Annotated in this window: 17 protein-coding genes, 1 tRNA gene and 1 pseudogene; 12 read left to right on the forward strand and 7 right to left on the reverse strand. The window is 71.5% G+C overall.

Annotated elements, in window-relative coordinates:
* Positions 1–54 precede the first annotated feature (54 nt).
* Positions 55–1053, forward strand: coding sequence for a magnesium/cobalt transporter CorA (corA, locus tag KVT44_RS07170; protein WP_099923533.1), 999 nt, complete (start codon positions 55–57; stop codon positions 1051–1053).
* 48 nt (positions 1054–1101) lie between these two features.
* On the opposite strand, the gene KVT44_RS07175 is transcribed toward corA, so the two are convergent.
* Both KVT44_RS07175 and KVT44_RS07180 read right to left on the reverse strand, forming a co-directional pair.
* Positions 1102–1890 carry a ferritin-like domain-containing protein gene (locus KVT44_RS07175; protein WP_217566425.1) on the reverse strand — a complete coding sequence of 263 codons (789 nt, stop codon included), beginning with the start codon at positions 1888–1890 and terminating at the stop codon, positions 1102–1104.
* A 237-nt stretch (positions 1891–2127) separates the two neighbouring features.
* Positions 2128–3183: an LLM class F420-dependent oxidoreductase gene (locus KVT44_RS07180; protein ID WP_217566426.1), complete on the reverse strand. Its 1056-nt coding sequence runs from the start codon at positions 3181–3183 to the stop codon at positions 2128–2130.
* A gap of 150 nt (positions 3184–3333) precedes the next feature.
* Here KVT44_RS07180 and KVT44_RS07185 point away from each other — a divergent pair, with 150 nt between their 5' ends.
* Both KVT44_RS07185 and KVT44_RS07190 read left to right on the forward strand, forming a co-directional pair.
* Positions 3334–4317: an aldo/keto reductase gene (locus tag KVT44_RS07185; protein ID WP_217566427.1), complete on the forward strand. Its 984-nt coding sequence runs from the start codon at positions 3334–3336 to the stop codon at positions 4315–4317.
* On the forward strand, positions 4314–6536 hold the full coding sequence (locus KVT44_RS07190) for a helix-hairpin-helix domain-containing protein (RefSeq protein ID WP_217566428.1): 2223 nt from the start codon (positions 4314–4316) through the stop codon (positions 6534–6536). The genes KVT44_RS07185 and KVT44_RS07190 overlap by 4 nt, the downstream gene beginning before the upstream one ends.
* Before the next feature lie 133 nt (positions 6537–6669).
* Here KVT44_RS07190 and KVT44_RS07195 read toward each other — a convergent pair whose 3' ends face one another.
* Positions 6670–7377 (reverse strand): hypothetical protein, encoded by a 708-nt coding sequence (locus KVT44_RS07195; RefSeq protein ID WP_067365213.1) that lies wholly within the window; start codon positions 7375–7377, stop codon positions 6670–6672.
* Between the two features lie 47 nt (positions 7378–7424).
* Here KVT44_RS07195 and KVT44_RS07200 point away from each other — a divergent pair, with 47 nt between their 5' ends.
* Positions 7425–7613, forward strand: a complete 189-nt coding sequence (locus tag KVT44_RS07200; RefSeq protein WP_054231126.1) for a DUF5703 family protein — start codon at positions 7425–7427, stop codon at positions 7611–7613.
* 140 nt (positions 7614–7753) lie between these two features.
* On the opposite strand, the gene KVT44_RS07205 is transcribed toward KVT44_RS07200, so the two are convergent.
* The 3 genes from KVT44_RS07205 to KVT44_RS07215 all read right to left on the reverse strand — a co-directional run bounded on the left by KVT44_RS07205 (position 7754) and on the right by KVT44_RS07215 (position 10500).
* The gene (locus KVT44_RS07205; protein WP_190169573.1) at positions 7754–8644 is read right to left on the reverse strand and encodes a chaplin family protein; all 891 of its coding nucleotides are present in this window, start codon (positions 8642–8644) and stop codon (positions 7754–7756) included.
* A 150-nt stretch (positions 8645–8794) separates the two neighbouring features.
* Complete coding sequence (gene chpH, locus KVT44_RS07210) at positions 8795–9028, reverse strand: chaplin ChpH (RefSeq protein WP_054231124.1); 234 nt, start codon at positions 9026–9028, stop codon at positions 8795–8797.
* A 146-nt stretch (positions 9029–9174) separates the two neighbouring features.
* Positions 9175–10500, reverse strand: a complete 1326-nt coding sequence (locus tag KVT44_RS07215) for a M20/M25/M40 family metallo-hydrolase (RefSeq protein WP_190169572.1) — start codon at positions 10498–10500, stop codon at positions 9175–9177.
* 188 nt (positions 10501–10688) lie between these two features.
* Here KVT44_RS07215 and KVT44_RS07220 point away from each other — a divergent pair.
* The 4 genes from KVT44_RS07220 (at position 10689) to KVT44_RS07235 (ending at position 16870) form a co-directional block, all read left to right on the forward strand.
* Positions 10689–10773: transfer RNA gene (locus KVT44_RS07220), tRNA-Leu, on the forward strand.
* 330 nt (positions 10774–11103) lie between these two features.
* Positions 11104–14979, forward strand: a complete 3876-nt coding sequence (locus KVT44_RS07225; protein WP_217566429.1) for a Pls/PosA family non-ribosomal peptide synthetase — start codon at positions 11104–11106, stop codon at positions 14977–14979.
* A gap of 74 nt (positions 14980–15053) precedes the next feature.
* A complete protein-coding gene (locus KVT44_RS07230) occupies positions 15054–16442 on the forward strand; it encodes a M1 family metallopeptidase (protein ID WP_308313925.1) in 1389 nt (462 codons plus the stop codon).
* Between the two features lie 53 nt (positions 16443–16495).
* On the forward strand, positions 16496–16870 hold the full coding sequence (locus KVT44_RS07235; RefSeq protein ID WP_180293057.1) for a YchJ family protein: 375 nt from the start codon (positions 16496–16498) through the stop codon (positions 16868–16870).
* A 5-nt stretch (positions 16871–16875) separates the two neighbouring features.
* On the opposite strand, the gene KVT44_RS07240 is transcribed toward KVT44_RS07235, so the two are convergent.
* Positions 16876–17577 (reverse strand): FadR/GntR family transcriptional regulator, encoded by a 702-nt coding sequence (locus KVT44_RS07240; RefSeq protein ID WP_099925775.1) that lies wholly within the window; start codon positions 17575–17577, stop codon positions 16876–16878.
* 130 nt (positions 17578–17707) lie between these two features.
* On the opposite strand from KVT44_RS07240, the gene KVT44_RS07245 reads away from it, so the two are divergent.
* The 4 genes and pseudogenes from KVT44_RS07245 to KVT44_RS07260 all read left to right on the forward strand — a co-directional run bounded on the left by KVT44_RS07245 (position 17708) and on the right by KVT44_RS07260 (position 21540).
* Positions 17708–18235 carry a gluconokinase gene (locus KVT44_RS07245; RefSeq protein WP_099923523.1) on the forward strand — a complete coding sequence of 176 codons (528 nt, stop codon included), beginning with the start codon at positions 17708–17710 and terminating at the stop codon, positions 18233–18235.
* A gap of 38 nt (positions 18236–18273) precedes the next feature.
* The gene (locus KVT44_RS07250; RefSeq protein ID WP_075027728.1) at positions 18274–19671 is read left to right on the forward strand and encodes a gluconate:H+ symporter; all 1398 of its coding nucleotides are present in this window, start codon (positions 18274–18276) and stop codon (positions 19669–19671) included.
* 31 nt (positions 19672–19702) lie between these two features.
* A pseudogene (locus KVT44_RS07255) lies at positions 19703–20457 on the forward strand (SDR family oxidoreductase).
* A 48-nt stretch (positions 20458–20505) separates the two neighbouring features.
* A complete protein-coding gene (locus KVT44_RS07260) occupies positions 20506–21540 on the forward strand; it encodes an L-idonate 5-dehydrogenase (protein ID WP_217566431.1) in 1035 nt (344 codons plus the stop codon).
* Positions 21541–21576: the final 36 nt, after the last annotated feature.

Consider the following 21576-nt stretch of genomic DNA (forward strand, 5'->3'; position numbering starts at 1 on the left):
TGGACAACGGCGGCCGGGGTGCGGTGGCGGCCGGGCGACGGGAGAATACGCTCCGTGATCGTCGACTGCGCCATTTACCATCACGGGCGCCGGACGGAGGGCCCCGAGGACCTCTCCGACGCCCTGGATCTGGCACGCGCCGAGGGCGACGCGTTCATCTGGATCGGGCTGTACGAGCCGACGGAGCAGGAGTTCGACCTCGTCACCGAGGAGTTCGGGCTGCACCCGCTGGCGGTCGAGGACGCCCTCAAGGCGCATCAGCGGCCCAAGCTGGAGATGTACGACGATTCGCTGTTCGTGGTCCTGAAGCCGGTCGCGTACGAGGCGGAGAGCGATGTGGTCACCACCGGTGAGGTGATGGTGTTCATCGGAGACGCCTTCGTGGTGACCGTCCGGCACGGCGAGTGCTCGCCTCTCGCGCAGGTGCGCCGCCGGCTGGAGGAGGACCCCGAGATGCTGCGACACGGGCCGACGGCGGTGCTCTACTCGATCGCCGACGCCACGGTCGACCACTACCTGGAGGTGGCGACCGAGCTCCAGACGGACCTGGAGGGGCTGGAGGCGGAGGTCTTCTCGCCGAACGGCGGCGGTTCACGGCACACCGCGTCCAGGATCTACACGTTCAAACGGCAGATCCTGGAGTTCCGGCGGGCCACGGTCCCACTGACCGTTCCGCTGACCCGGCTCTCGGGCTCGGGCGCGGCCGGCACCCCGGTGCCGTTCGTGAACGAGAAGGCGCAGCCCTTCTTCCGCGACGTCAACGACCATCTGGCCCGTGTGAACGAGTCGGTGGAGGGCCTGGACCGGCTGGTCTCGGACATCCTCGCGGCGCATCTCGCGCAGATGAGCGTGCGCCAGAACGACGACATGCGGAAGATCTCGGCGTGGGCGGCCATGGCCGCGGTCCCCACGATGATCGCCGGCATCTACGGCATGAACTTCGACCACATGCCCGAGTTGCACTGGCTGTGGTCGTACCCGGTGGTGATCCTGGCGATGGTGGCGCTGGAATTCCTGCTGTTCCACCTCTTCAAGCGGCGAGGCTGGCTGTGACCGGCGTGCGACCGGGTGAGCGACGTACGGAGGGTTCGCGGCCGCGGGTCACGCCACCTCCGGTCCGGGGGGCGCGGGGCCGCCCAGGGCGTCGCGCTGTTCCGGCATCTTCAGGGAGACCATGCGGCGCCAGCCCGCGGCGCGCTCGTACGCGTAGACGGTGTGGATGGCCGCGGCGAGCGTCGCCGCCCTGGCTCTCGACCAGCCGAGAATGCCTCCCATGTGGGCCATCACGGCGAGACTGACGTCCCGGTAGACGCGGATCTCGGCGAGCGCGTACGCGCGCAGCGTCCGCCGGATGGCTGGGCCGTGTCCGGCGGACGCGAAGCGGAGCAGTTCCTCGTGGCAGTAGGCGAGGTGCCGGTCCTCGTCCTCGGAGATCATCCGGACCGCGCGACCGATGTCGGGATGGTCGGCGAAGTGCCTGAGCAGCAGCTCCATCTGCTCGGAGGCACGCTGCTCGGTGACCCTGCTGTGGGCGAGGTAGGTGACGATGTCCCGTACGGTGAGTGGCTGCCGGCTCTTCAGCTTGTCGTGGGCGAGGCCGATGCCGTGCCGTTCCAGGAGCATCGTGTAGTCGGTGTCGGCCGGGACCTCGACCGGCGTGAGGCCGCGCTTGTTCATCAGGGCGTTGAAGATCCGCCCGTGCTTCTCCTCGTCGGCGCCGTGCCGGGTGATCTTCGGGGCGAGTTCGCGTGCGCTCGGCGGAACGAGGGCGGCGATGCGCGCGTTCTCCCAGCCACCCTGCGACTCCCCGCTGGCGGCGATGGAGCAGAAGAGCCGGAACGACTCGTCGTTGTCGAGGATCTCCTGGAACAGACTCTTGGCCGAAAGCATCGATGACACCCTTTCTGCAGGGTCCGCAGAAAACGAGTCAAATGGGATGCCGGGGGCCCGGCAACCGATGTGTCGGACAAATGCGCCGAACGAAGGATGACGGGGCGGACCCGAGCGCGTAACCCAGGGCACGCCCGCGCGTTGTTCCCCGTGACGGCCGTGGCGGGGAAGACCCCCCGAGCCCCCACCACGGCCGCAGAACTTCTTCCGCCCCTCCGGGGAAAGGGTTGTGACGCGTTACGCCAGACCGGCCCGCTCCAGCGCGTCCGAACCGGCGCGGAGCGAGGCGATCCGGTCCTCCAGCGTGAAGCCGGCCGGCGACAGCGTGAGCGTGGTGACGCCCGCCGCCGCGTAGGCCTTCATCCGCTCGGCGATGCGGTCCACGGAGCCGAGCAGGGTGGTCTGGTCGATCAGCGCGTGCGGAACGGCGGCGGCCGCGCCTTCCTTGTCGCCGGACAGGTACTTGTCCTGGATCTCGGCGGCCTCCTTCTCGTACCCCATGCGCCGGGCGAGCTGGTTGTAGAAGTTCTGCTTGCGGCTGCCCATGCCGCCGACGTACAGCGCGGTGTAGGGGCGGAACATGTCGGCGAGCGCCGTCACGTCCTTGTCGGCGCCGACGGCGAGCGGCAGCGTCGGACAGACGTCGAAGCCCTCCATGGTCTTGCCGGCCTTCTCGCGACCCGCGCGCAGATGGCGGAGCGCGGTGTCCTCGAGGTGCTCGGCCGAGGGGAAGATCAGCAGGGCGCCGTCGGCGATCTCGCCGGTCTGCTCCAGGTTCTTCGGGCCGATCGCGGCGATGTACAGCGGGATGTGCTCGCGCTGCGGGTGCACCGTCAGCTTGATCGGCTTGCCCGGACCGTCCGGCAGCGGCAGCGTCCAGTGCTCACCCTCGTACGACAGCCGCTCACGGGTCATCGCCTTGCGTACGATCTCGACGTACTCGCGGGTGCGGGCCAGCGGCTTGTCGAACTTGACGCCGTACCAGCCCTCGGAGACCTGCGGCCCGGAGACGCCGAGGCCGAGGCGGAAGCGCCCGCCGGAGAGCGAGTCGAGCGTCGCGGCGGTCATCGCGGTCATCGCGGGCTGACGGGCCGGGATCTGGAAGATCGCCGAGCCGACGTCGATGCGCTCGGTCTTGGCGGCGACCCAGGTGAGCACCGTGGCCGCGTCCGAGCCGTAGGCCTCGGCGGCCCAGCACACCGCGTATCCCAGTCGGTCGGCCTCCTGGGCGACGGCGAGATTGTCCGCGTCCATTCCGCCGCCCCAGTAGCCGAGGTTGATCCCGAGCTGCATGGCCGATCCCCTTACCGATCAGTAACGTCCCTTGTGCCGCAGACCCTAGCGCGCTGGTGGGCGCGGCGGCGGGAACGGGTTCAGGTCTGATCATCCAGGTTGTCCACAGGGCCCCCACGAGGCGAGTTTTGGCCAGTAATCTCGGCGTCCATGGAGCAGAGGCATCTCGGCCGTACCGGCCTGCGTGTGTCCCGGATCGGACTCGGCACCCTCACGTGGGGGCGGGACACCGACGAGCACGACGCCGCGGAGCTGTTGAAGGTGTTCTGGGAAGCGGGCGGGAACCTCGTCGACACCGCGGATGTGTACGGGGACGGGGAGTCGGAGTACCTGCTCGGACAACTCATAGAAGGGCTCGTGCCGCGTCGCGACCTGGTCATTTCCACCAAGGCGGGCAGTGTGCCCGACCCGGACCGGCGGTTCGACGGCTCGCGCGGACATCTCCTGTCGGCACTCGACGCCTCGCTTCAGCGCCTCGGCACGGACTACGTGGATCTGTGGCACGTCCACGCCTTCGACCCGGACACCCCGCTGGAGGAGACCCTCCAGGCGCTCGACCTCGCGGTCAGCAGCGGTCGCGCGCGGTACGCGGGGGTGTCCAACTTCTGCGGCTGGCAGCTCGCCAAGGCGGCGACCTGGCAGCTGGCGGCGCCCGGGACACGGACGCGGATCGCGAGTACGCAGATGGAGTACTCCCTGCTCCAGCGCGGCGTGGAGCGGGAGGTGCTGCCCGCGGCGCTCGACCTGGGCGTGGGCCTGCTGCCGTCCTCCCCGCTCGGGCGGGGTGTGCTCACCGGGAAGTACCGGGGCGGCACACCGTCGGACTCCCGGGGCGGCTCGGAGCACCTCGCGCCGTTCGTCGCGCCGTACCTGGACGACACGGCGAGCGGCATCGTGGACGCGGTGACGACGGCGGCGGACGGCCTCGCGGTCACGCCGTTGCAGGTCGCCCTCGCCTGGGTCCGCGACCGGCACGGTGTCGCCGCCCCGATCGTCGGCGCGCGCAACGCGCAGCAGCTCACGGCCGCGTTGTCAGTGGAGACCCTTAGTCTTCCTGACGAGATCTGCCGGGCGCTCGACGACGTGTCGGCACCGGTGCACCACTATCCCGATCACGACTGGAGCACGCTGTGAGCACGGAGCCCGAGACCACGGAGGAAGTGGAGCCGGGGACGCCGGGCGCGGGAGCGACCGCCGACCCGCAGGACGTGGACACGGATACAGACACGGCCGCAGCCGCGGTCACGGACGCGGACGCGGTCGAGGGCGGCGCGGAAACCGAAGGCACGGCGGACGCCGCAAAGCTGTCCGAGGCAGCGGCCGAGTTGGCGGCGCAGCGGCTGGAGCGGGAGCGGATCGAGCGGCGGAAGGCCGAGAAGCAGGGGCCGATCGCGGCCGGGGCCAAGCTCAGCGGGACGGCTGCCGATCTGCTCGCGGCGGTGCGGGCCGTGGAAAGCGGCGAGAAGCCCGTGGCCACCGCCTTCCGTGAGCCCGAGCCGACGCCGCGCAGGGCGGTCGCCCAGGAGCCCGTGTCGCGCCCGCAGCCGGTGGCAGTCCCGGCCGAGACCTCGGCGGCCCTCGCACCGGAAGCCATCGCCGCCGTACGCGCGGTACTGGGCGAGGGCGGCGCACCCGACACCCTCGCACCGGGGGCCCTCGCGGCACTTGGCGAGGGCGCTGACGACCAGCTGCGCGAGGACCCCTGGCAGTTGCTGCGGGTCGCCGGGGTGCGGCCCGAGCAGGCCGACGGGTTCGCCCGCGCGCTGCTGGGCGCGGAGTGCCGCCCGGACGACGAGCGGCGCGGGCGGGCGGTCACCGTATGGCTCCTGGATCAGGCGGCCCTCGCCGGGCACACCGCTCTCGACGCCCCGGCGCTCACCGCCGCTCTCGCCCAGCGCGCGGTGCCGGATCCGGACGCGGCCGTGCAGAGCGCCCTCGAGGAGGGCGACGCGCTGGTCTTCCAGGACGCCCTCGACACCGCGCCCCCGGCCCAGGAGGAGGGCGCCGAGGAGTCCGAGGAGCGCCCGGTCCGCGTCCTCATCGGCCTGGAGCGGTACGCGCTGGCCGAGGAGAGCCTCGCCGACGGACTGGCCCGGGTCATGAACTCCGTGCCGAAGACGGACGGCTCCGCCGACGGATGGGAACAGGCCGCCGCCTCGGCCACCCGCTCCGCCGCGGAGCTGATCCGGGCGGTCGCGGGCCACGGCCTGGTCCTGCACACCGGCGGGCACGCGTCCCAGGCCGAGGCGGCGGCACTGCTGCACGCCGCGCGCGGTCTCGGCCTGCGCGGCTGGGCGGCCACCCACACGCCGAGCGGCCGCGACGACTTCACGGCCCGGATGGCGCGGCACGACCTGGCGGACGGCCCCTCGGGCGACGCCGGGGACGGGCCGGTCACCGGCGTCACCACCGTCGCGGGACTCCTCTCGGGCGCCGAGGGCCCTGGCCGGGACGCGGAAGGCGCCTTCGACCTGGACCTCCTGGTCGTCCTGGACGCACCACAGCTGGACGTCGAGACGGCGGCGATGCTCGCCGAGTCGCTGCCGGACGGCGCACGGCTGGTACTGAGCGGGGACCCCGGGGTGCTGTGGTCGGCGGGTCCGGGGCGGGTCTTCGCCGATCTGCTCGCCGCCCGGGTGTGCCCGCAGGTGGCCTCGCGGACGCCGGACCCCGGCCCCGTCGGGGAGCTGGTCTCCGGGGTCGGCATCGGCGAGCTGAACCAGGTCGAGGCGCCCGGCAAGGAAGTCGTGATCGTCCCCGTGCGGGACGCCGGCGAGGCGGTGCACCGGACCGTGCAGCTGGTCGCGGACTCGGTGCCGCGCGCCATCGGCATCCCGGCCGAGCAGACGCAGGTGATCACCCCGGGGCACGGCGGCGCCGTCGGCACCCGCGCACTCAACAGCGCGCTCAAGGAACGGCTGAACCCGGGCCCCGGCCGCTTCGGGGGCTTCGACCCCGGGGACCGCGTCGCCCACTCCCCCGCTCCGGGTCGTACGACGGTGGGGCACGTGGTGAAGGCCGATGCCGACGGGCTGCACCTGGAGTGCTCGGGTCTGCCCGTCGTCGTACCGAAGGAGCGGGTGGAGCAGTCCGTGCGGCACGGCTGGGCGCTCACGGCGCACCAGGCGGTCGGTCTGCGCTGGCCCGCCGCCGTCGTGGTGCTCCCCGGTGACGCCGCGGCGGCCCTGACCAGGCCCTGGGTCTACACGGCCTTCGGCCGGGCCGAGCGCCATCTGTCCGTGGTACACGGGGTGGAGCAGGCCCTGCAGCGGGCGGTGGCCGAGGTCCCGCAGAAGCCGCGCACCACGCGCCTGCCCGCCCTGCTCAAGGCACAGGTCCCGGCGGCGGGCTGAGCCGCCGCCCAGGGACACGGCTCCCGTACGCGGGAAGGTGGCGGCCACCGGGCTTCCGGTGACCGCCACCTTCCTGTGACGCGGTGCTCAGCGCTCCCGCGACGGCATGCTCAGGATCCCTTTGACGCTGCGCTCAGCGATCGGCGTCCAGCGGCTCCAGATCCCCGTCCTCGTCCAGTTCGGAGTCCGGGGCGAGGTCGTCCTCCAGCTCGTCGTCGTCCGACTCGTCGTCGAAGACCGCGCTGACGTCGAAGCGGCAGACCACGCGCTGCGGGTCGATCGCCTCGAAGGGGGTCTCCAGCCACTCGCCGGGGTCGGCCGGTTCGTCGGCGGCCGTGACCCAGAGTGTGGAGTCGCCCTCCTCCAGGCCGAACTCCTTGTGCCGGGAGGCGATCTCGTCCGGCTCGAACTCGCCGAACAGGACGCCCAGCGCCCCGTGCACCGTGCCGGACGCCGCGTCGAAGCCCGCGGCCGCGGTGGCCCCGTTCTCCTCCACGGCCTCCACCCGCTGGGCCTGCGCCAGCAGTCGCTGCGGCTCCACCACCGCGTAGTCGCGGCGGATCAGCACGCTCAGCGCGTTCGGCTCCTCGGGGCCCGTGTACGGCGGCAGCGTGTCGTCGCTGCCGGGGATCTCGAAGGGAGTGACCTCGTCATAACGGTCGTAGAGCAGCTCGTCGTACTCCTCGGCCGCGGCGGCCAGCTCGTTGAACGCCTCGTATACGGCCGGGTCGTCATCGCCCGACCTGCGCTCGACCGCGGCCAGGTGGCGGTCGAGTGCGGTCTTGACAGCCTCGGCGGCGGCGCGTACCTCGGCAGTGGTGGGCTGCACAGCATCAGACATAGTGCAGACGCTATCCGTACAGGGCCTCTGCCCGCACAATAGATGCGATGCCGGAATACGAATTTGTCGACGTGTACGTGCCGCGCGGGGTGTCCCGCAAGGAGACGACACGCCTGCTGACGGACCATGCGGAGTACGGACACTGGGAGTTGGACCGCCTCAGCCTGCACCCCGACGGCAGCCGCAAGGTGCGGCTGCGCCGGCGGATCATCCGCCAGGTGCGTGCCACGTGGTGAGCGAAAGCGGCTGAAACGGAGCGGGCCCCGCCCGTGCGGGCCCGCTCCGGTCGCTTCGCCACAGGGGATGCCTGTGGCGAAGCGATCACGCCTGCCCCGGCCCCCGTTCCAGGCCCGGACACTTCTCTCTGTCCTGCCGACTACGCGCCCGAGCGCGCCCGGCGGTAGAGCACGGCGCCCGCCAGCAGCGCGCCCGCGGCCGCCGGGATCACCGCGCCGATCGGCAGGTCACTGCCGGTGTGGGCGAGCTGCGCCGCGGCGCTCTGCGGCTGGGAGACGTTCTGCGTCCCCGGGTGGTTGGGGTACGAGCTGGGCGGCGTGCCCGGGGTTCCGGGGTGTCCGGGCGTACCCGGGTGTCCGGGGTTCCCGGGCTGACCCGGGTTCCCGGGCTGGCCGGGGTGTCCGGGCTGGCCAGGGTGCCCCGGCTGTCCCGGGTTCCCGGGCTGGCCCGGCTGGCCCGGGTGACCGGGGTGACCAGGCTGACCGGGGTGACCCGGGTGACCAGGCTGACCGGGGTGGCCGCCGCCGGGCGGATAGTGGGTGTGGTCGCCGTGTCCGTTCGCGCAGTCGTTGCCCATCGCCGGGTTGCCGACTCCGACGACGTTCACGCTGTTGCCACACACGTTGACCGGCACGTCGATCGGCACCTGGACGTGGTTGCCGGAGCCGACGCCCGGCGAGTCACTCGCGTGCCCACCGGCGTGGGCGCCGCCCGAGTGCGAACCACCACCCCCGTAGCCACCACCGTCATGGCCGCCTCCGTGCCCCCCGGCGGACGACCCACCGCCGCCGTGGTTGACGCACTTGTTGCCCATCGCCGGGTTGAGCAACCCGACGACGTTCACGGTGTTGCCGCAGACGTTCACCGGCACGTGCACCGGTGCCTGCACCGTGTTGCCCGACAGCACGCCGGGCGAGTTGGAACTGGCGCCGATCGCACCCGAGTCGGCGTGTGCGTAGCCTCCGGTCGCGGCGAGCACGCCGGTCGCGGCCGCCACGGTCATCAGGCCCTTGCGGGTGACCTGTCGCATAGCTGAATTCCCTGCCTTAGTCCTTGGCTTGGACCCTCCGGAAAGCGCACGCATCCGTCCGTGCGTGCGCCGAAAGCCGGTCGGCCCCGGAGCGCATGGCGCACGCTCCGGGGCCGACGGGCTCAGACCCTCATGGGGTGAGGCACAACGTCACTTGTTGATGCAGGTGTTGCCGAAGGCGGGGTTCAGCAGCCCGATCACGGAGACCGTGTTGCCGCAGACGTTCACCGGGACGTGAACAGGCACCTGGATGACGTTGCCGGAGATGACGCCCGGGGAGTGCACAGCGGCACCCTGGGCACCCGAGTCGGCGACAGCCAGGCCCGCACCCGCGAGAACCAGACCACCAGTGGCAGCCGCAGCAGCGACGACCTTCTTGATCATTATTCCTCCTTGTAGGCAAATGCGATCCCAAGTAGCGGATCACATCACCTGTAACGAGGAAGAAGTACTTGAGCTACGAGCTTATGGTCCCATTCACCCGTCCCGGGCGATCTCCGTACGTACGGGCGATTGCAGGCGTCAACCCGTCATGACGCCTCGATGAAGCGGTCGAGCACGCGGACGCCGAACTTCAGCGCATCCACCGGCACCCGCTCGTCGACCCCGTGGAACATGCCCGCGAAGTCCAGCTCCGGCGGCAGCTTGAGCGGGGCGAAGCCGAAGCAGCGGATGCCGAGGTCGGCGAAGGACTTGGCGTCGGTGCCGGCCGAGAGCATGTAGGGCACGGCGCGCGCGATCGGGTCCTCGGCGGACAGCGCGGTCTGCATGGCGTCGACCAGCGCCCCGTCGAAGGTGGTCTCCAGCGCCTTGTCCGCGTGCACGTCCTCCCGCTTGACCCTCGGTCCGAGAATCCGGTCCAGGTCGGCGAGGAACTCCTCCTCGTACCCCGGCAGGTAACGCCCGTCGACGTGCGCGGTCGCCTGCCCCGGAATCACGTTGACCTTGTATCCGGCACCGAGCTGGGTCGGGTTGGCGGTGTTCTGCAGGGAGGCGCCGATGAGCTTGGCGATGCCGCCGAGCTTGGCGAGCGTCTCGTCCATGTTCTCCGGGTCGAGCTCGGTGCCGAGCGCGTCGCCGAGCTCGTCGAGGAAATGCCGCAGCGTCTTCGTCACCCGGACCGGGAACTTGTGCCGCCCGAGCCGTCCGACGGCCTCGGACAGCTCGGTGATCGCGTTGTCCTTGTGGATCATCGAACCGTGCCCGGCGGTGCCGTCCACGGTGAGCTTCATCCAGTGCATGCCCTTCTGGGCGGTCTCGACGAGGTACAGCCGCAGCTTCTCGTTGACCGTGAAGGAGAACCCGCCGACCTCGCCGATCGCCTCGGTCACGCCCTCGAAGAGGTCGGGGTGCTTGTCGACGAGGTGCCGCGCGCCCCACGTACCGCCGGCCTCCTCGTCGGCGAGGAACGCGAGGACGATGTCACGCGGCGGCTTGCGCCCGCTGCGCAGCCGGTCCCGGACGACCGCCAGCGTCATGGCGTCCATGTCCTTCATGTCGACCGCGCCGCGGCCCCACACCATCCCGTCCGCGATCTCGCCGGAGAAGGGGTGATGGGTCCAGTCCGCCGCGTTGGCCGGTACGACGTCGGTGTGGCCGTGGATGAGCAGCGCGGGGCGCGAGCGGTCCTCGCCCTCGATACGGGCCACGGTCGACGCGCGCCCCTTGTGCGACTCGAAGATCTGCGGCTCGAGCCCGACCTCGGCGAGCTTCTCGGCCACGTACTCCGCGGCCTTGCGCTCACCCGGTCCGGAGTGGTCCCCGTAGTTACTGGTGTCGATCTGGATCAGCTCGCGACAGAGGTCCACGACCTCGTCCTCGCCAGAGACGCTCCTGGCCGTGTTCGACTCGCTCACGCTGCTTCCTCCCACTGTCACTACTGGTGGTCCCTCCCTCATCCTCTCCCCCACCCCCTCCCCACCCCAAGGCCGGACCCGGCCCGTCACACGCCGTTCACGCGGCGACGGGGTGTGACCGGGGGCCCTCGAAAGCCTGGTAATGTTTCCTCTGTCGCCGCGAGGGAAACCCGCGCGACAAACACCTTGTCCGGGTGGCGGAATGGCAGACGCGCTAGCTTGAGGTGCTAGTGCCCTTTATCGGGCGTGGGGGTTCAAGTCCCCCCTCGGACACACAGAGGAGTGAGGGCCGCGACCATCAGGTCGCGGCCCTCACTCGTTGTACGCATCACAGGCCTCAACTCGTCGTGTTCGCCGCGTTACGGACAGATGTGGGGCAGATCTCGTCAGGATGACATACCCCCATGTCAGAGCACCGTCACCACGCCGGAATCAGTGGTTCCGGTGCCCTCGTACGGCCTCCTCACATGGCTGATGACCAGGTACGCGACTAGCGTCGTACTAAAATTCAAGGCTTGTTCGGAGCTGGACCGGAACATCCCCAGGCATACCTGCGGGCCCACCAGCTCCCCGGACGCTCCGGGAACAACACGTGAGGACCCGATGGCAGCCCTCGAGCAAGGCCCCGCACTCGCGCTGTTCGACGAGGAGGTGCGCGCGGAGTTCGGCGACCCGGCGCGCTTCTCCGCCTCCGTCGCCGCCTCGCCGCGCACGCTGGTCGACATCCTCGACGCCACCGTCCGGGCCCACCCCGACGAGCCCGCCCTCGACGACGGCCACCGGGTCCTCACCTACCGCGCCCTGGCCGGCGAGGTCGAGGCCCTGCGGCGGCGGCTGAGCGACGCCGGGGTGGGCCTCGGCGACCGGGTCGGCGTCCGCGTCCCCTCCGGCACCAACGAGCTGTACGTCGCCATCCTCGCCGTACTGGCCGCGGGCGCGGCCTATGTGCCGGTGGACGCCGAGGACCCCGATGAGCGGGCCGAGCTGGTCTTCGGCGAGGCGGAGGTGCGGGCCGTCATCGGGGCCGGGCACCGGCTGACCGTCAACGGCACCTCCGAGGTGCCCGCCGCGCGGCCCGGTGTCGAGCACGACGCCTGGATCATCTTCACCTCCGGGTCCACGGGCAAGCCCAAGGGCGTGGCCGTCAGTCACCGCAGCGCCGCCGCGTTCGTCGACGCCGAGGCGGAGCTGTTCCTCACCGAGGACCCGATCGGGCCCGGTGACCGGGTCATGGCGGGCCTGTCCGTCGCCTTCGACGCCTCCTGCGAGGAGATGTGGCTGGCCTGGCGCTACGGCGCCTGCCTGGTACCCGTGCCGCGCTCCCAGGTGCGCAGCGGCGCCGACCTGGGGCCCTGGCTGGTCGAGCAGGAGATCAGCGTCGTCTCGACCGTGCCGACGCTCGCCGCGCTCTGGGAGCCGGAGGCCCTGGCCGACGTACGACTGCTGATCTTCGGCGGTGAGGCCTGCCCGCCCGAGCTGGTCCAGCGGCTGGTGACCGAGGGCCGCGAGGTGTGGAACACCTACGGGCCCACCGAGGCGACCGTCGTCGCCTGTGCCTCCCTCTTGACCGGCGAGGAGCCGATCCGGATCGGGCTGCCGCTGAACGGCTGGGAGCTGGCCGTGGTCGACGAGGCCGGCGAGCCCGTGGCCATGGGCGACAGCGGCCAGCTGGTGATCGGCGGGGTCGGGCTCGCCCGGTATCTCGACGCCGAGAAGGACGCGGAGAAGTACGCGCCGCTTCAGTCGCTCGGCTGGGAGCGGGCGTACCGCAGTGGTGACCTCGTCAAGGCCGAGCCGGAGGGGCTGATCTTCCTCGGGCGGGCCGACGAGCAGATCAAGCTCGGCGGGCGCCGCATCGAGCTCGGCGAGGTCGACACGGCGCTCCAGGCGCTCCCCGGTGTGGCGGGCGCCGCCGCCGCCGTCCGGACCGCCCGCAGCGGCAACCAGTTGCTCGTCGGCTATGTCGTCACGCAGGAGGGCTGGGACCAGGCCGCCGCCGTCGAGAAGCTGCGCGCCGAACTGCCCGCGGCCCTAGTCCCGCTGCTCGCCCCGGTCGCGGACCTGCCGACCCGTACCTCGGGCAAGGTCGACCGCGACGCGCTTCCCTGGCCCCTGGAGGGCCTGGAGACCGGCGGTGCGAAGGAACAGCTCTACGGCACCGAGGCCTGGCTCGCCGAGCAGTGGAGCGAAGTCCTCGGCATCCCGGTCGGCAGCGGGTCCGACGACTTCTTCGCGATCGGCGGTGGCAGCCTCGCCGCCGCCCAGCTCACCACCCGGCTGCGCACCCGCTACCCCAGCGCCGCCGTGCTCGACATCTACCAGCAGCCCGTCCTGCGGAAGCTGGCCCGGCACCTGGAGAAGTCCGCGCAGGACGACGGCGGCGATCGGGTGATCGCCCCGGTGCCGCTGCGCGCCAAGGTGGCCCAGCTGTTCCTGCTGATACCCCTGTTCACGCTGATGGGGCTGCGCTGGACCGTGGCGCTGGCCGCGCTCGGGAACGTACTGCACTGGTTCGGTCCCTACCCCTGGGCGCCGAGCGCCCCGTGGTGGCTCGTCGGTGCCAGCGCTGTCGTGCTCTACAGCCCGCCGGGGCGGCTCGCGATCGCGGCGGGTGGGGCGCGGCTGCTGCTGCGCCGGGTGAAGCCCGGGCGCTATCCGCGCGGCGGACGTGTGCATCTGCGGCTGTGGACCGCCGAGCGGCTGGCCGAGTTCAGTGGCGCGGCCTCGCTGACCGGGTCCTGGCTGGAGCGGTACGCGCGTGCCCTGGGCGCCAAGGTCGGCGCGGACGTCGATCTGCACTCGCTGCCGCCGGTGACCGGCATGCTCAAGCTGGGCCGGGGTGCCGCCGTCGAGTCCGAGGTGGACCTGTCGGGGTACTGGCTGGACGGTGACCGGCTGGAGATCGGGCAGGTCAAGGTCGGCGCCGGTGCGGTGGTCGGGACGCGCAGCATCCTCTTCCCGGGCGCGCGGGTCGGCAAGCGGGCCGAGGTGGCGCCGGGCTCGGCGGTCGCCGGGCAGATCCCCACCGGGCAGCGCTGGGCCGGAGCGCCCGCCGGCAAGCTCGGCAAGGCGAAGCGTGCCTGGCCCAAGGAGCGTCCGCGCCGGGGTACGTACTGGCGGGCGATGTACGGCGCGACCGGTTTCGGGCTGACCGCACTGCCTGTCCTCTCCGCCGCAGCCGCGCTCCTGGTGGCTCATCTGTTCGTGAGCGCGGACGCCGGGCTCGGTGCGGCCCTGCGCGGCGCGGCGCTCGCACTGGTCCCGGCCACGCTCGCCTTCGGGCTCGCGTACGCGCTGCTGCTCCTGGTCGGCGTGCGTCTGCTCAGCCTGGGCCTGCGCGAAGGCACGTACCCGACACACAGCCGGATCGGCTGGCAGGCCTGGACCGTCACACAGTTGATGGACCGCTCGCGCGACACGCTGTTCCCGCTGTACGCCGGGCTGATCACGCCGGTGTGGCTGCGGCTGCTCGGTATGAAGATCGGCCGGGGTGCCGAGGTCTCCACCGTCCTCGCCCTGCCGAGTCTCACCACCGTGGGCGAGGGCGCCTTCCTCGCCGACGACACCCTCACCGCGCCGTACGAGCTGGGCGGCGGCTGGATGCGGATCGGGCGTGCCGAGATCGGCCGCCGGGCCTTCCTGGGCAACTCCGGGATGACCGGGCCGGGCCGCAGCGTGCCGGACGGCGGGCTGGTCGGGGTGCTGTCGGCGACCCCGAAGAAGGCGAAGAAGGGCAGCTCGTACCTGGGTCTGCCGCCGGTGAAGCTGCCGCGCTCGACGCAGGACGGCGATCAGAGCCGTACCTACGACCCGCCCGCGCGGCTGCTGTGGGCGCGGGCCCTCGTGGAGCTGTGCCGGATCGTGCCGGTGTTCTGCTCGGCGGCGCTGGCGGTGCTGACCGTCGCCGCGCTGAGCGCGCTGGGCGTCTGGGCGCCGCTGCTGGCCGGAATCGTGTTCCTGGGCGTCGGTGTGCTGGCCTGCCTGACGTCCATCGTGGCGAAGTGGCTGCTGGTGGGCCGGCACCGGGCGGGCGAGCACCCGCTGTGGAGCGGTTTCGTGTGGCGCAACGAGCTGGCGGACACCTTCGTCGAGGTCGTCGCCGTGCCGTGGCTGGCCGGATCCGTGCCCGGTACGCCGCTGATGACGGCGTGGCTGCGCGGCCTCGGCGCCCATATCGGCAAGGGCGCATGGATCGAGAGCTACTGGCTACCCGAGACGGACCTGGTGACCCTGGAGGACGCGACCACGGTCAACCGGGGCTGTGTCCTGCAGACCCACCTCTTCCACGACCGGATCTTGCGGACGGATACTGTTGTCCTCCGTGAGGGCGCCACTCTGGGCCCGGGCGGAATCGTCCTTCCCGGCAGCACAGTCGGGGCGCGCAGCACGCTGGGACCCGCGTCGCTCGTCATGGCGGCGGAATCCGTCCCCGACGACACCCGCTGGCTGGGCAACCCGATCGAGGCATGGCGTTCCTAGGCGCGGCCCGTACGGCGTCCGGGGACGGTGCACCGGCACGTCGTACGAGCACAGCGCAGGGAGCAGACGCAAGCGTGAGCGTTCAGCAGACAGTGGGTTCGGACCCGTACTTCCCGGCCAACGGTGATCCCCGTTACCGGGTACACCGGTATGAGCTCGCGCTGGACTACCGCCCCGGCCCCAACCGGCTGTCGGGCACCGCGCGGCTCAACGCCATAGCGGGCCGGGCTCCACTCACCGAGTTCCAGCTGAACCTGGCCGACTTCCGGATCGGCCGGGTCCGGGTCGACGGCAAGGCACCGCACTACACGCACCGGGGCGGCCGGTTGCGCATCCGCCCGCCGAAGCCGATACGGGCCGGGGCAGCGTTCACCGTGGAGGTGCACTGGTCGGGCAACCCCAAGCCGGTCCCCAGCCCCTGGGGCGAGCTCGGCTGGGAGGAGCTGGAGGACGGGGCGTTGGTGGCGAGCCAGCCGATCGGCGCTCCCTCCTGGTACCCGTGCAACGACCGCCCCGCCGACAAGGCCTCGTACCAGATCTCGATCACGACGCCGTCGGCGTACTCGGTGGTGGCGGGCGGCCGGCTGCTCACCCGCACGACGAAGGCGTCGACGACGACCTGGGTGTACGAGCAGGCGGCGCCGACCTCCAGCTATCTGGTCGGGCTGTCGATCGGGAAGTACCAGACGGTGCTGCTCGGCGACCCCGGGCTCGGCGGCGTACCGCAGACGGGGCATCTGCCCGCGCACCTGCTCGCCGCGTTCTCCCGGGACTTCGCGCGGCAGCCCGCGATGATGGAGCTGTTCGAGCAGATCTTCGGGCCGTATCCGTTCGGCGAATACGCCGTCGTGGTGACCGAGGAGGAGCTCGATGTCCCCGTCGAGGCACAGGGGTTGTCGCTGTTCGGCGCCAACCACGTGGACGGGGCGCGGGGTTCGGAGCGGCTGGTCGCGCACGAGCTGGCGCACCAGTGGTTCGGCAACAGCGTGTCCATCGCGGACTGGCGGCACATCTGGCTGAACGAGGGCTTCGCGAAGTACGCCGAGTGGCTGTGGTCGGAGCGGTCGGGAGGCCGTACGGCCCAGCAGTTGGCCGCTCTCGCGCACCGCAAGCTGTCCGGGCAGCCGAAGGACCTGGTGCTGTCCGACCCGGGCCGCAAGCTGATGTTCGACGACCGGCTCTACGAGCGCGGCGGACTCACCCTGCACGCGCTGCGCTGCGCGATGGGCGACGACGCCTTCTTCCGTATGCTGCGCGGCTGGGCCGCCCTGCACCGGGGCGGCGCGGTCACCACGGCGGCGTTCACCGCGCATGCCGCCCGGTACTCGGCCGAGCCGCTGGACGACCTGTTCGGGGCCTGGCTGCGTACGGCGAAGCTGCCGCCGCTGCCCACCCTGACCGTACCGGTCGCGCCGATGCCGGCCCGCCCGACGTACCCACCGACCAACGCCGACTCGGCGTAGGGACCCTCCGGGCGGGGAGAGAGGCCCCTCCGGGCCGGGAGAGAATGGCGGTCATGACCAGTCGTAGCTGCCCGTGCGGGCTGCCCGAGCCGTACGCGCGGTGCTGTGGGCGCTTCCACCGCGGTGAGGCGCTCGCGCCGACCGCGGAGCGTCTGATGCGGTCGCGGTACTGCGCCTTCGTCAAGGAGGACGAGGGGTATCTGCTGCGGACCTGGCATCCGCGGACACGGCCGGCGCGGGTCGACTTCGATCCGGGGATGCGGTGGACGGGTCTGGAGATCCTCGACACGGGGCAGGGGTCGGCCTTCCACTCCGTGGGGACCGTGACCTTCCGGGCCTCCTACCGGGGCGGTTCGCTGCACGAGCGGAGCCGGTTCGAGCGGGTCGACGGGGCCTGGGTGTACGTCGACGGCGACTTCCTGGGGTAGGACGCCTACGGCGCGAGGATGTCCAGTTCCTGGAGCGCGCCGACCGTGATCTGGCGGGTGAGTTCCTCGGCGCGGGACGCGTCGCCCGCGCGGACCGCCTCCGCGACCTGGACGTGCAGGGTGACGGCGGCCGGGTCGGGGTCCTCGAACATCACCTCGTGGTGGGTGCGGCCCGCGAGGACCTCGGCGACCACGTCACCGAGACGGGCGAACATCTCGTTCCCGGAGGCGTTGAGGATCACCCGGTGGAAGGCCATGTCGTGGACGAGGTACTCCTCCAGCTTGTGGCCGCGTGAGTTGGCCACCATGCCGAGGGCGCACTCGGTGAGCTCCGCGCACTGCGCGGCGGTGGCGTGCCGGGCGGACAGGCCCGCGGCGATCGGTTCGACGGCGGAGCGCAGCACGGTGAGCGAACGCAGCTGGTGGGGGCGGTCGGCGCCGGCCAGCCGCCAGCGGATGACCTGAGGGTCGAACACGTTCCATTCCGCCTTGGGGCGGACCGTGACGCCGACGCGGCGGCGGGACTCGACCAGGTACATGGACTCCAGCACCCTGACCGCCTCGCGCATCACGGAGCGTGACACCTCGAAGCGCTGCGCGAGTTCGTCGGTGCGCAGCACGCTCCCCGGCGGGTACTCGCCCGCCGTGATCGCCGGCCCGAGGGATTCCAGTACCTGTCCGTGCAGCCCCCGGCCCCGTGTGGTCATGGGGTCAGCGTACGAGGCGGAGTCCTGGAACAAAAAGTCAGACTTATATGTCACACACTCTTGAATTCGTCGTACCTAATGAGTTTCAGTGTCGTCGACATCAGATGTCGACGAAGACAGTGAGAGCACGATGCAGCAAGTGCGCACCCCCCATGTCGTCGTGGTCATGGGCGTCGCAGGCACCGGCAAGACCACCATCGGTCCCCTGCTTGCGGCCCGGCTCGGCGTTCCGTACGCCGAGGGCGACGACTTCCACCCGCAGGCCAACATCGCCAAGATGTCGGCCGGGACCCCGCTGACGGACGAGGACCGATGGCCGTGGCTGGATGCCATCGGCCGTTGGGCGCACGACCGGCACGGGCTCGGCGGAGTGGTCAGCAGTTCGGCGCTCAAGCGCAGCTATCGCGACCGACTGCGGGCCGAGGCGCCCGGGGTCGTCTTCGTCCATCTGACCGGTGACCGCGCGCTCATCGAGGACCGGATGTCGCACCGTCAGGGGCACTTCATGCCGACGGCGCTGCTGGACTCGCAGTTCGCCACCCTCCAGCCGCTGGAAGCGGACGAGGCGGGTGTCTCCGTGGACGTCTCCGGCGACCCCGGGGAGATCACCGAACGGGCCGTGGCCGCACTCCAGGGGCTTGCCCAGCCCTCTCTGTAACACCTTCCCCACGTACGTTTCTCAAGCAAGGGACCACCGTGACCAGACTCAGCGTCGAGATGCTGGCAGCGGACACCGTCGAGCCGATCACCTCAGCGGGCCATGCTCAGCTGGGCATCGCCGTGCTGGCGGGCATCGCCGTCATCGTCCTGCTCATCACCCAGTTCAAGCTGCACGCATTCCTGGCCCTGACCATCGGCTCGCTCGCCCTCGGCGCCTTCGCCGGGGCCCCGCTCGACAAGACCATCACCAGCTTCACCACCGGCCTCGGCGCCACCGTCGCCGGCGTCGGCGTCCTCATCGCGCTCGGCGCGATCCTCGGCAAACTCCTCGCCGACTCCGGCGGCGCCGACCAGATCGTCGACACCATCCTCGCCAAGGCCGGCGGCCGCGCCATGCCCTGGGCGATGGTGCTGATCGCCTCGGTGATCGGTCTGCCGCTGTTCTTCGAGGTCGGCATCGTGCTGCTGATCCCCGTCGTGCTGATGGTCGCCAAGCGCGGCAACTACTCCCTGATGCGCATCGGCATCCCCGCACTGGCCGGTCTGTCCGTGATGCACGGCCTGATCCCGCCGCACCCCGGCCCGCTGGTCGCCATCGACGCGGTCAAGGCCAACCTCGGCATCACGCTCGCCCTCGGCGTCCTGGTCGCCATCCCGACCGTGATCATCGCGGGCCCGGTCTTCTCCCGCTACGCCGCCCGCTGGGTCGACGTCCCGGCCCCCGACCGCATGATCCCCACCCGCGCCTCCGAAGAACTCGACAAGCGACCCGGCTTCGGCGCCACCCTCGCCACCATGCTCCTCCCGGTCGTCCTCATGCTCTCCAAGGCACTGGTCGACATCATCGTGGACGACCCCACCCACATGGTGCAGCGCGTCTTCGACATCGTCGGCTCCCCGCTGATCGCCCTGCTCGCCGCCGTGATCGTGGGCATGTTCACCCTCGGCCGCGCGGCCGGCTTCACCAAGGACCGCATCTCCACCACCGTCGAGAAGTCCCTCGCCCCCATCGCGGGCATCCTGCTGATCGTGGGCGCGGGCGGCGGCTTCAAGCAGACCCTGATCGACTCCGGCGTGGGCCAGATGATCCTGGACATCTCCAAGGACTGGTCGATCCCCGCGCTGCTGCTCGCCTGGCTGATCGCGGTGGCCATCCGCCTCGCCACCGGCTCCGCGACCGTCGCCACCATCTCGGCCGCCGGCCTGGTCGCACCCCTCGCGGCCGACATGTCCACCACCCACACCTCGCTCCTGGTCCTCGCTATCGGCGCCGGCTCGCTCTTCTTCAGCCACGTCAACGACGCCGGGTTCTGGCTGGTCAAGGAGTACTTCGGCCTCAGCGTCGGCCAGACCGTCAAGACCTGGTCCGTCATGGAGACGATCATCTCGGTGGTGGCGGGCGGGCTGGTCCTGCTGCTGTCGCTGGTCATCTAGGGGTACGAGGATGAGAGACGGGAGTACGGGGATGAGCCACCCTCTGTTCGACATCAGTGGTCGCAGGGCCCTGGTCACCGGCTCCAGCCGGGGCATCGGGTTCGCGCTCGCCCGCGGGCTCCTGGAGGCGGGCTGCACGGTCGTCCTCAACGGGCGGGACGCAGACCGGCTCACCGAGGCCGCGTCGGAGCTGCCCGGCGACGTCCACACCGCGGTCTTCGACGTCACGGACGGCCCCTCGGTGGCCGCCGGAATAGCGGACGTCGAGGACCGGGTGGGCCCGCTCGACATCCTCGTCAACAACGCGGGCATGCAACTGCGGGCGCCGCTCCTGGAGTTCACGGACACCGACTGGCACCGGATCCTGAACACCAACCTGACCAGCGCGTTCCTGGTCGGCCGCGAGGCGGCGCGACGGATGACGGAACGCGGCCACGGCAAGATCGTCAACATCTGCTCGTTGCAGAGCGAGGTCGTCCGTCCGGGCATCGCCCCGTACGCGGCCACCAAGGGCGCGCTGAAGATGCTCACCAAGGGCATGTGCGCGGACTGGGGGCAGTACGGGGTGCAGGTGAACGGGCTCGGCCCCGGTTACATCGAGACGGAGCTGACCCAGCCCCTCGTCGACGACGAGGAGTTCAGCGCCTGGGTGCGGCGGCGCACCCCGGCCGGTGGGGTCGTACGGAGGACCTGGTCGGCGGGGTGCTCTTCCTCGCCTCGCCGGCGGCGGACTTCGTGAGCGGGCAGGTGCTGTACGTCGACGGCGGTATGACGAGTGTGCTGTGAAGCGGACCGCGCGGTGAAAGCGGTGAACGCGGCGAAAGGGGCCTGACGATGCTCGGCTGTGTGATTCACGGGCAGGGTGACCTGCGGGTCGACGAACTGCCGGTCCCCTCCGCCGGGCCCGGCGAGGCACTCGTCGCCGTCCGGTACGGCGGGGTGTGCGGGTCGGACCTCCACTACTGGCGGCACGGCGGCGTCGGGGACTTCCGGCTGCGCGAGCCGATGGTGCTGGGCCACGAGGTCGTGGGGACGGTGCTGTCGTACGGCGACGGGGCCACCGGTCCCGCGCCGGGTACGGCCGTGGCGGTGCACCCGGCGACCCCGTGCGGGGTGTGCCCGGAGTGCGCCGACGGGCGGGCGAACGTCTGCCGGGACACCCGCTACCTGGGCAGCGCGGCGCGCACCCCGCATGTGCAGGGCGGGTTCGCCGCCCAAGTGGTGGTGCCCGCACGGCAGTTGAGGGAGCTGCCCGCGGGGCTCCCGCTGCGGCGGGCGGCGCTCGCCGAGCCGCTGTCGGTGGCGCTGCACGCCGTCCGACGGGCCGGTGCGGTGAAGGACCGGCATGTCCTGGTGACGGGGGCCGGTCCCATCGGCTGTCTCGTGGTGGCCGCCGCGAAGGCCGCGGGCGCGGCCCGGGTGACCGTGACGGACCTGCTGCCGCAGGCGTTGTCGTACGCCGTCGCGGCGGGCGCGGACGCGGTGGTACGGGCCGACGATCCCGCCGATCCCGGGTGGCCGACGGAGGTCGACGTGGCCGTCGAGGCGTCCGGGGTGGCCGCGGGCCTCGACACCTGCCTGCGCCTGGTGCGGCGCGGCGGGGTCGTCGTCCAGCTCGGCATGCTGCCGCCGGGCCAGAGTCCGTTCGCGGGGAACCTGGTGGTGAGCCGGGAGATCGAGCTGCGGGGCGCGTTCCGCTTCGACGAGGAGTTCGACGACGCTCTGGTCCTGCTCGCGGCCGAGCCGCGCTTCGACTCCCTGGTCAGCGCGGTGGTCCCGCTCGCCGCGGCGGAGTCGGCGTTCACCCTGGCCGCGGACCGCGGCCGCTCGTGCAAGGTGCTGCTGGACTTCGAGGTCCAGCAGGGCTAGCGGTGTGCCGGGGGCCGCAGGCCCCCGGCAGACTCG

The sequence above is a fragment of the Streptomyces sp. GbtcB7 genome, assembly GCF_019091445.1.
Lineage (GTDB): Bacteria > Actinomycetota > Actinomycetes > Streptomycetales > Streptomycetaceae > Streptomyces > Streptomyces mirabilis.

Bases quoted from the DNA above. Each gene is read 5' to 3' on its own strand.
- KVT44_RS07175 (WP_217566425.1), bottom strand. From the start codon at position 1,890: ATGCTTTCGGCCAAGAGTCTGTTCCAGGAGATCCTCGACAACGACGAG.
- KVT44_RS07180 (WP_217566426.1), bottom strand. From the start codon at position 3,183: ATGCAGCTCGGGATCAACCTCGGCTACTGGGGCGGCGGAATGGACGCG.
- KVT44_RS07185 (WP_217566427.1), top strand. From the start codon at position 3,334: ATGGAGCAGAGGCATCTCGGCCGTACCGGCCTGCGTGTGTCCCGGATC.
- KVT44_RS07195 (WP_067365213.1), bottom strand. From the start codon at position 7,377: ATGTCTGATGCTGTGCAGCCCACCACTGCCGAGGTACGCGCCGCCGCC.
- KVT44_RS07200 (WP_054231126.1), top strand. From the start codon at position 7,425: ATGCCGGAATACGAATTTGTCGACGTGTACGTGCCGCGCGGGGTGTCC.
- KVT44_RS07205 (WP_190169573.1), bottom strand. From the start codon at position 8,644: ATGCGACAGGTCACCCGCAAGGGCCTGATGACCGTGGCGGCCGCGACC.
- chpH (WP_054231124.1), bottom strand. From the start codon at position 9,028: ATGATCAAGAAGGTCGTCGCTGCTGCGGCTGCCACTGGTGGTCTGGTT.
- KVT44_RS07225 (WP_217566429.1), top strand. From the start codon at position 11,104: ATGGCAGCCCTCGAGCAAGGCCCCGCACTCGCGCTGTTCGACGAGGAG.
- KVT44_RS07235 (WP_180293057.1), top strand. From the start codon at position 16,496: ATGACCAGTCGTAGCTGCCCGTGCGGGCTGCCCGAGCCGTACGCGCGG.
- KVT44_RS07240 (WP_099925775.1), bottom strand. From the start codon at position 17,577: ATGACCACACGGGGCCGGGGGCTGCACGGACAGGTACTGGAATCCCTC.
- KVT44_RS07245 (WP_099923523.1), top strand. From the start codon at position 17,708: ATGCAGCAAGTGCGCACCCCCCATGTCGTCGTGGTCATGGGCGTCGCA.
- KVT44_RS07260 (WP_217566431.1), top strand. From the start codon at position 20,506: ATGCTCGGCTGTGTGATTCACGGGCAGGGTGACCTGCGGGTCGACGAA.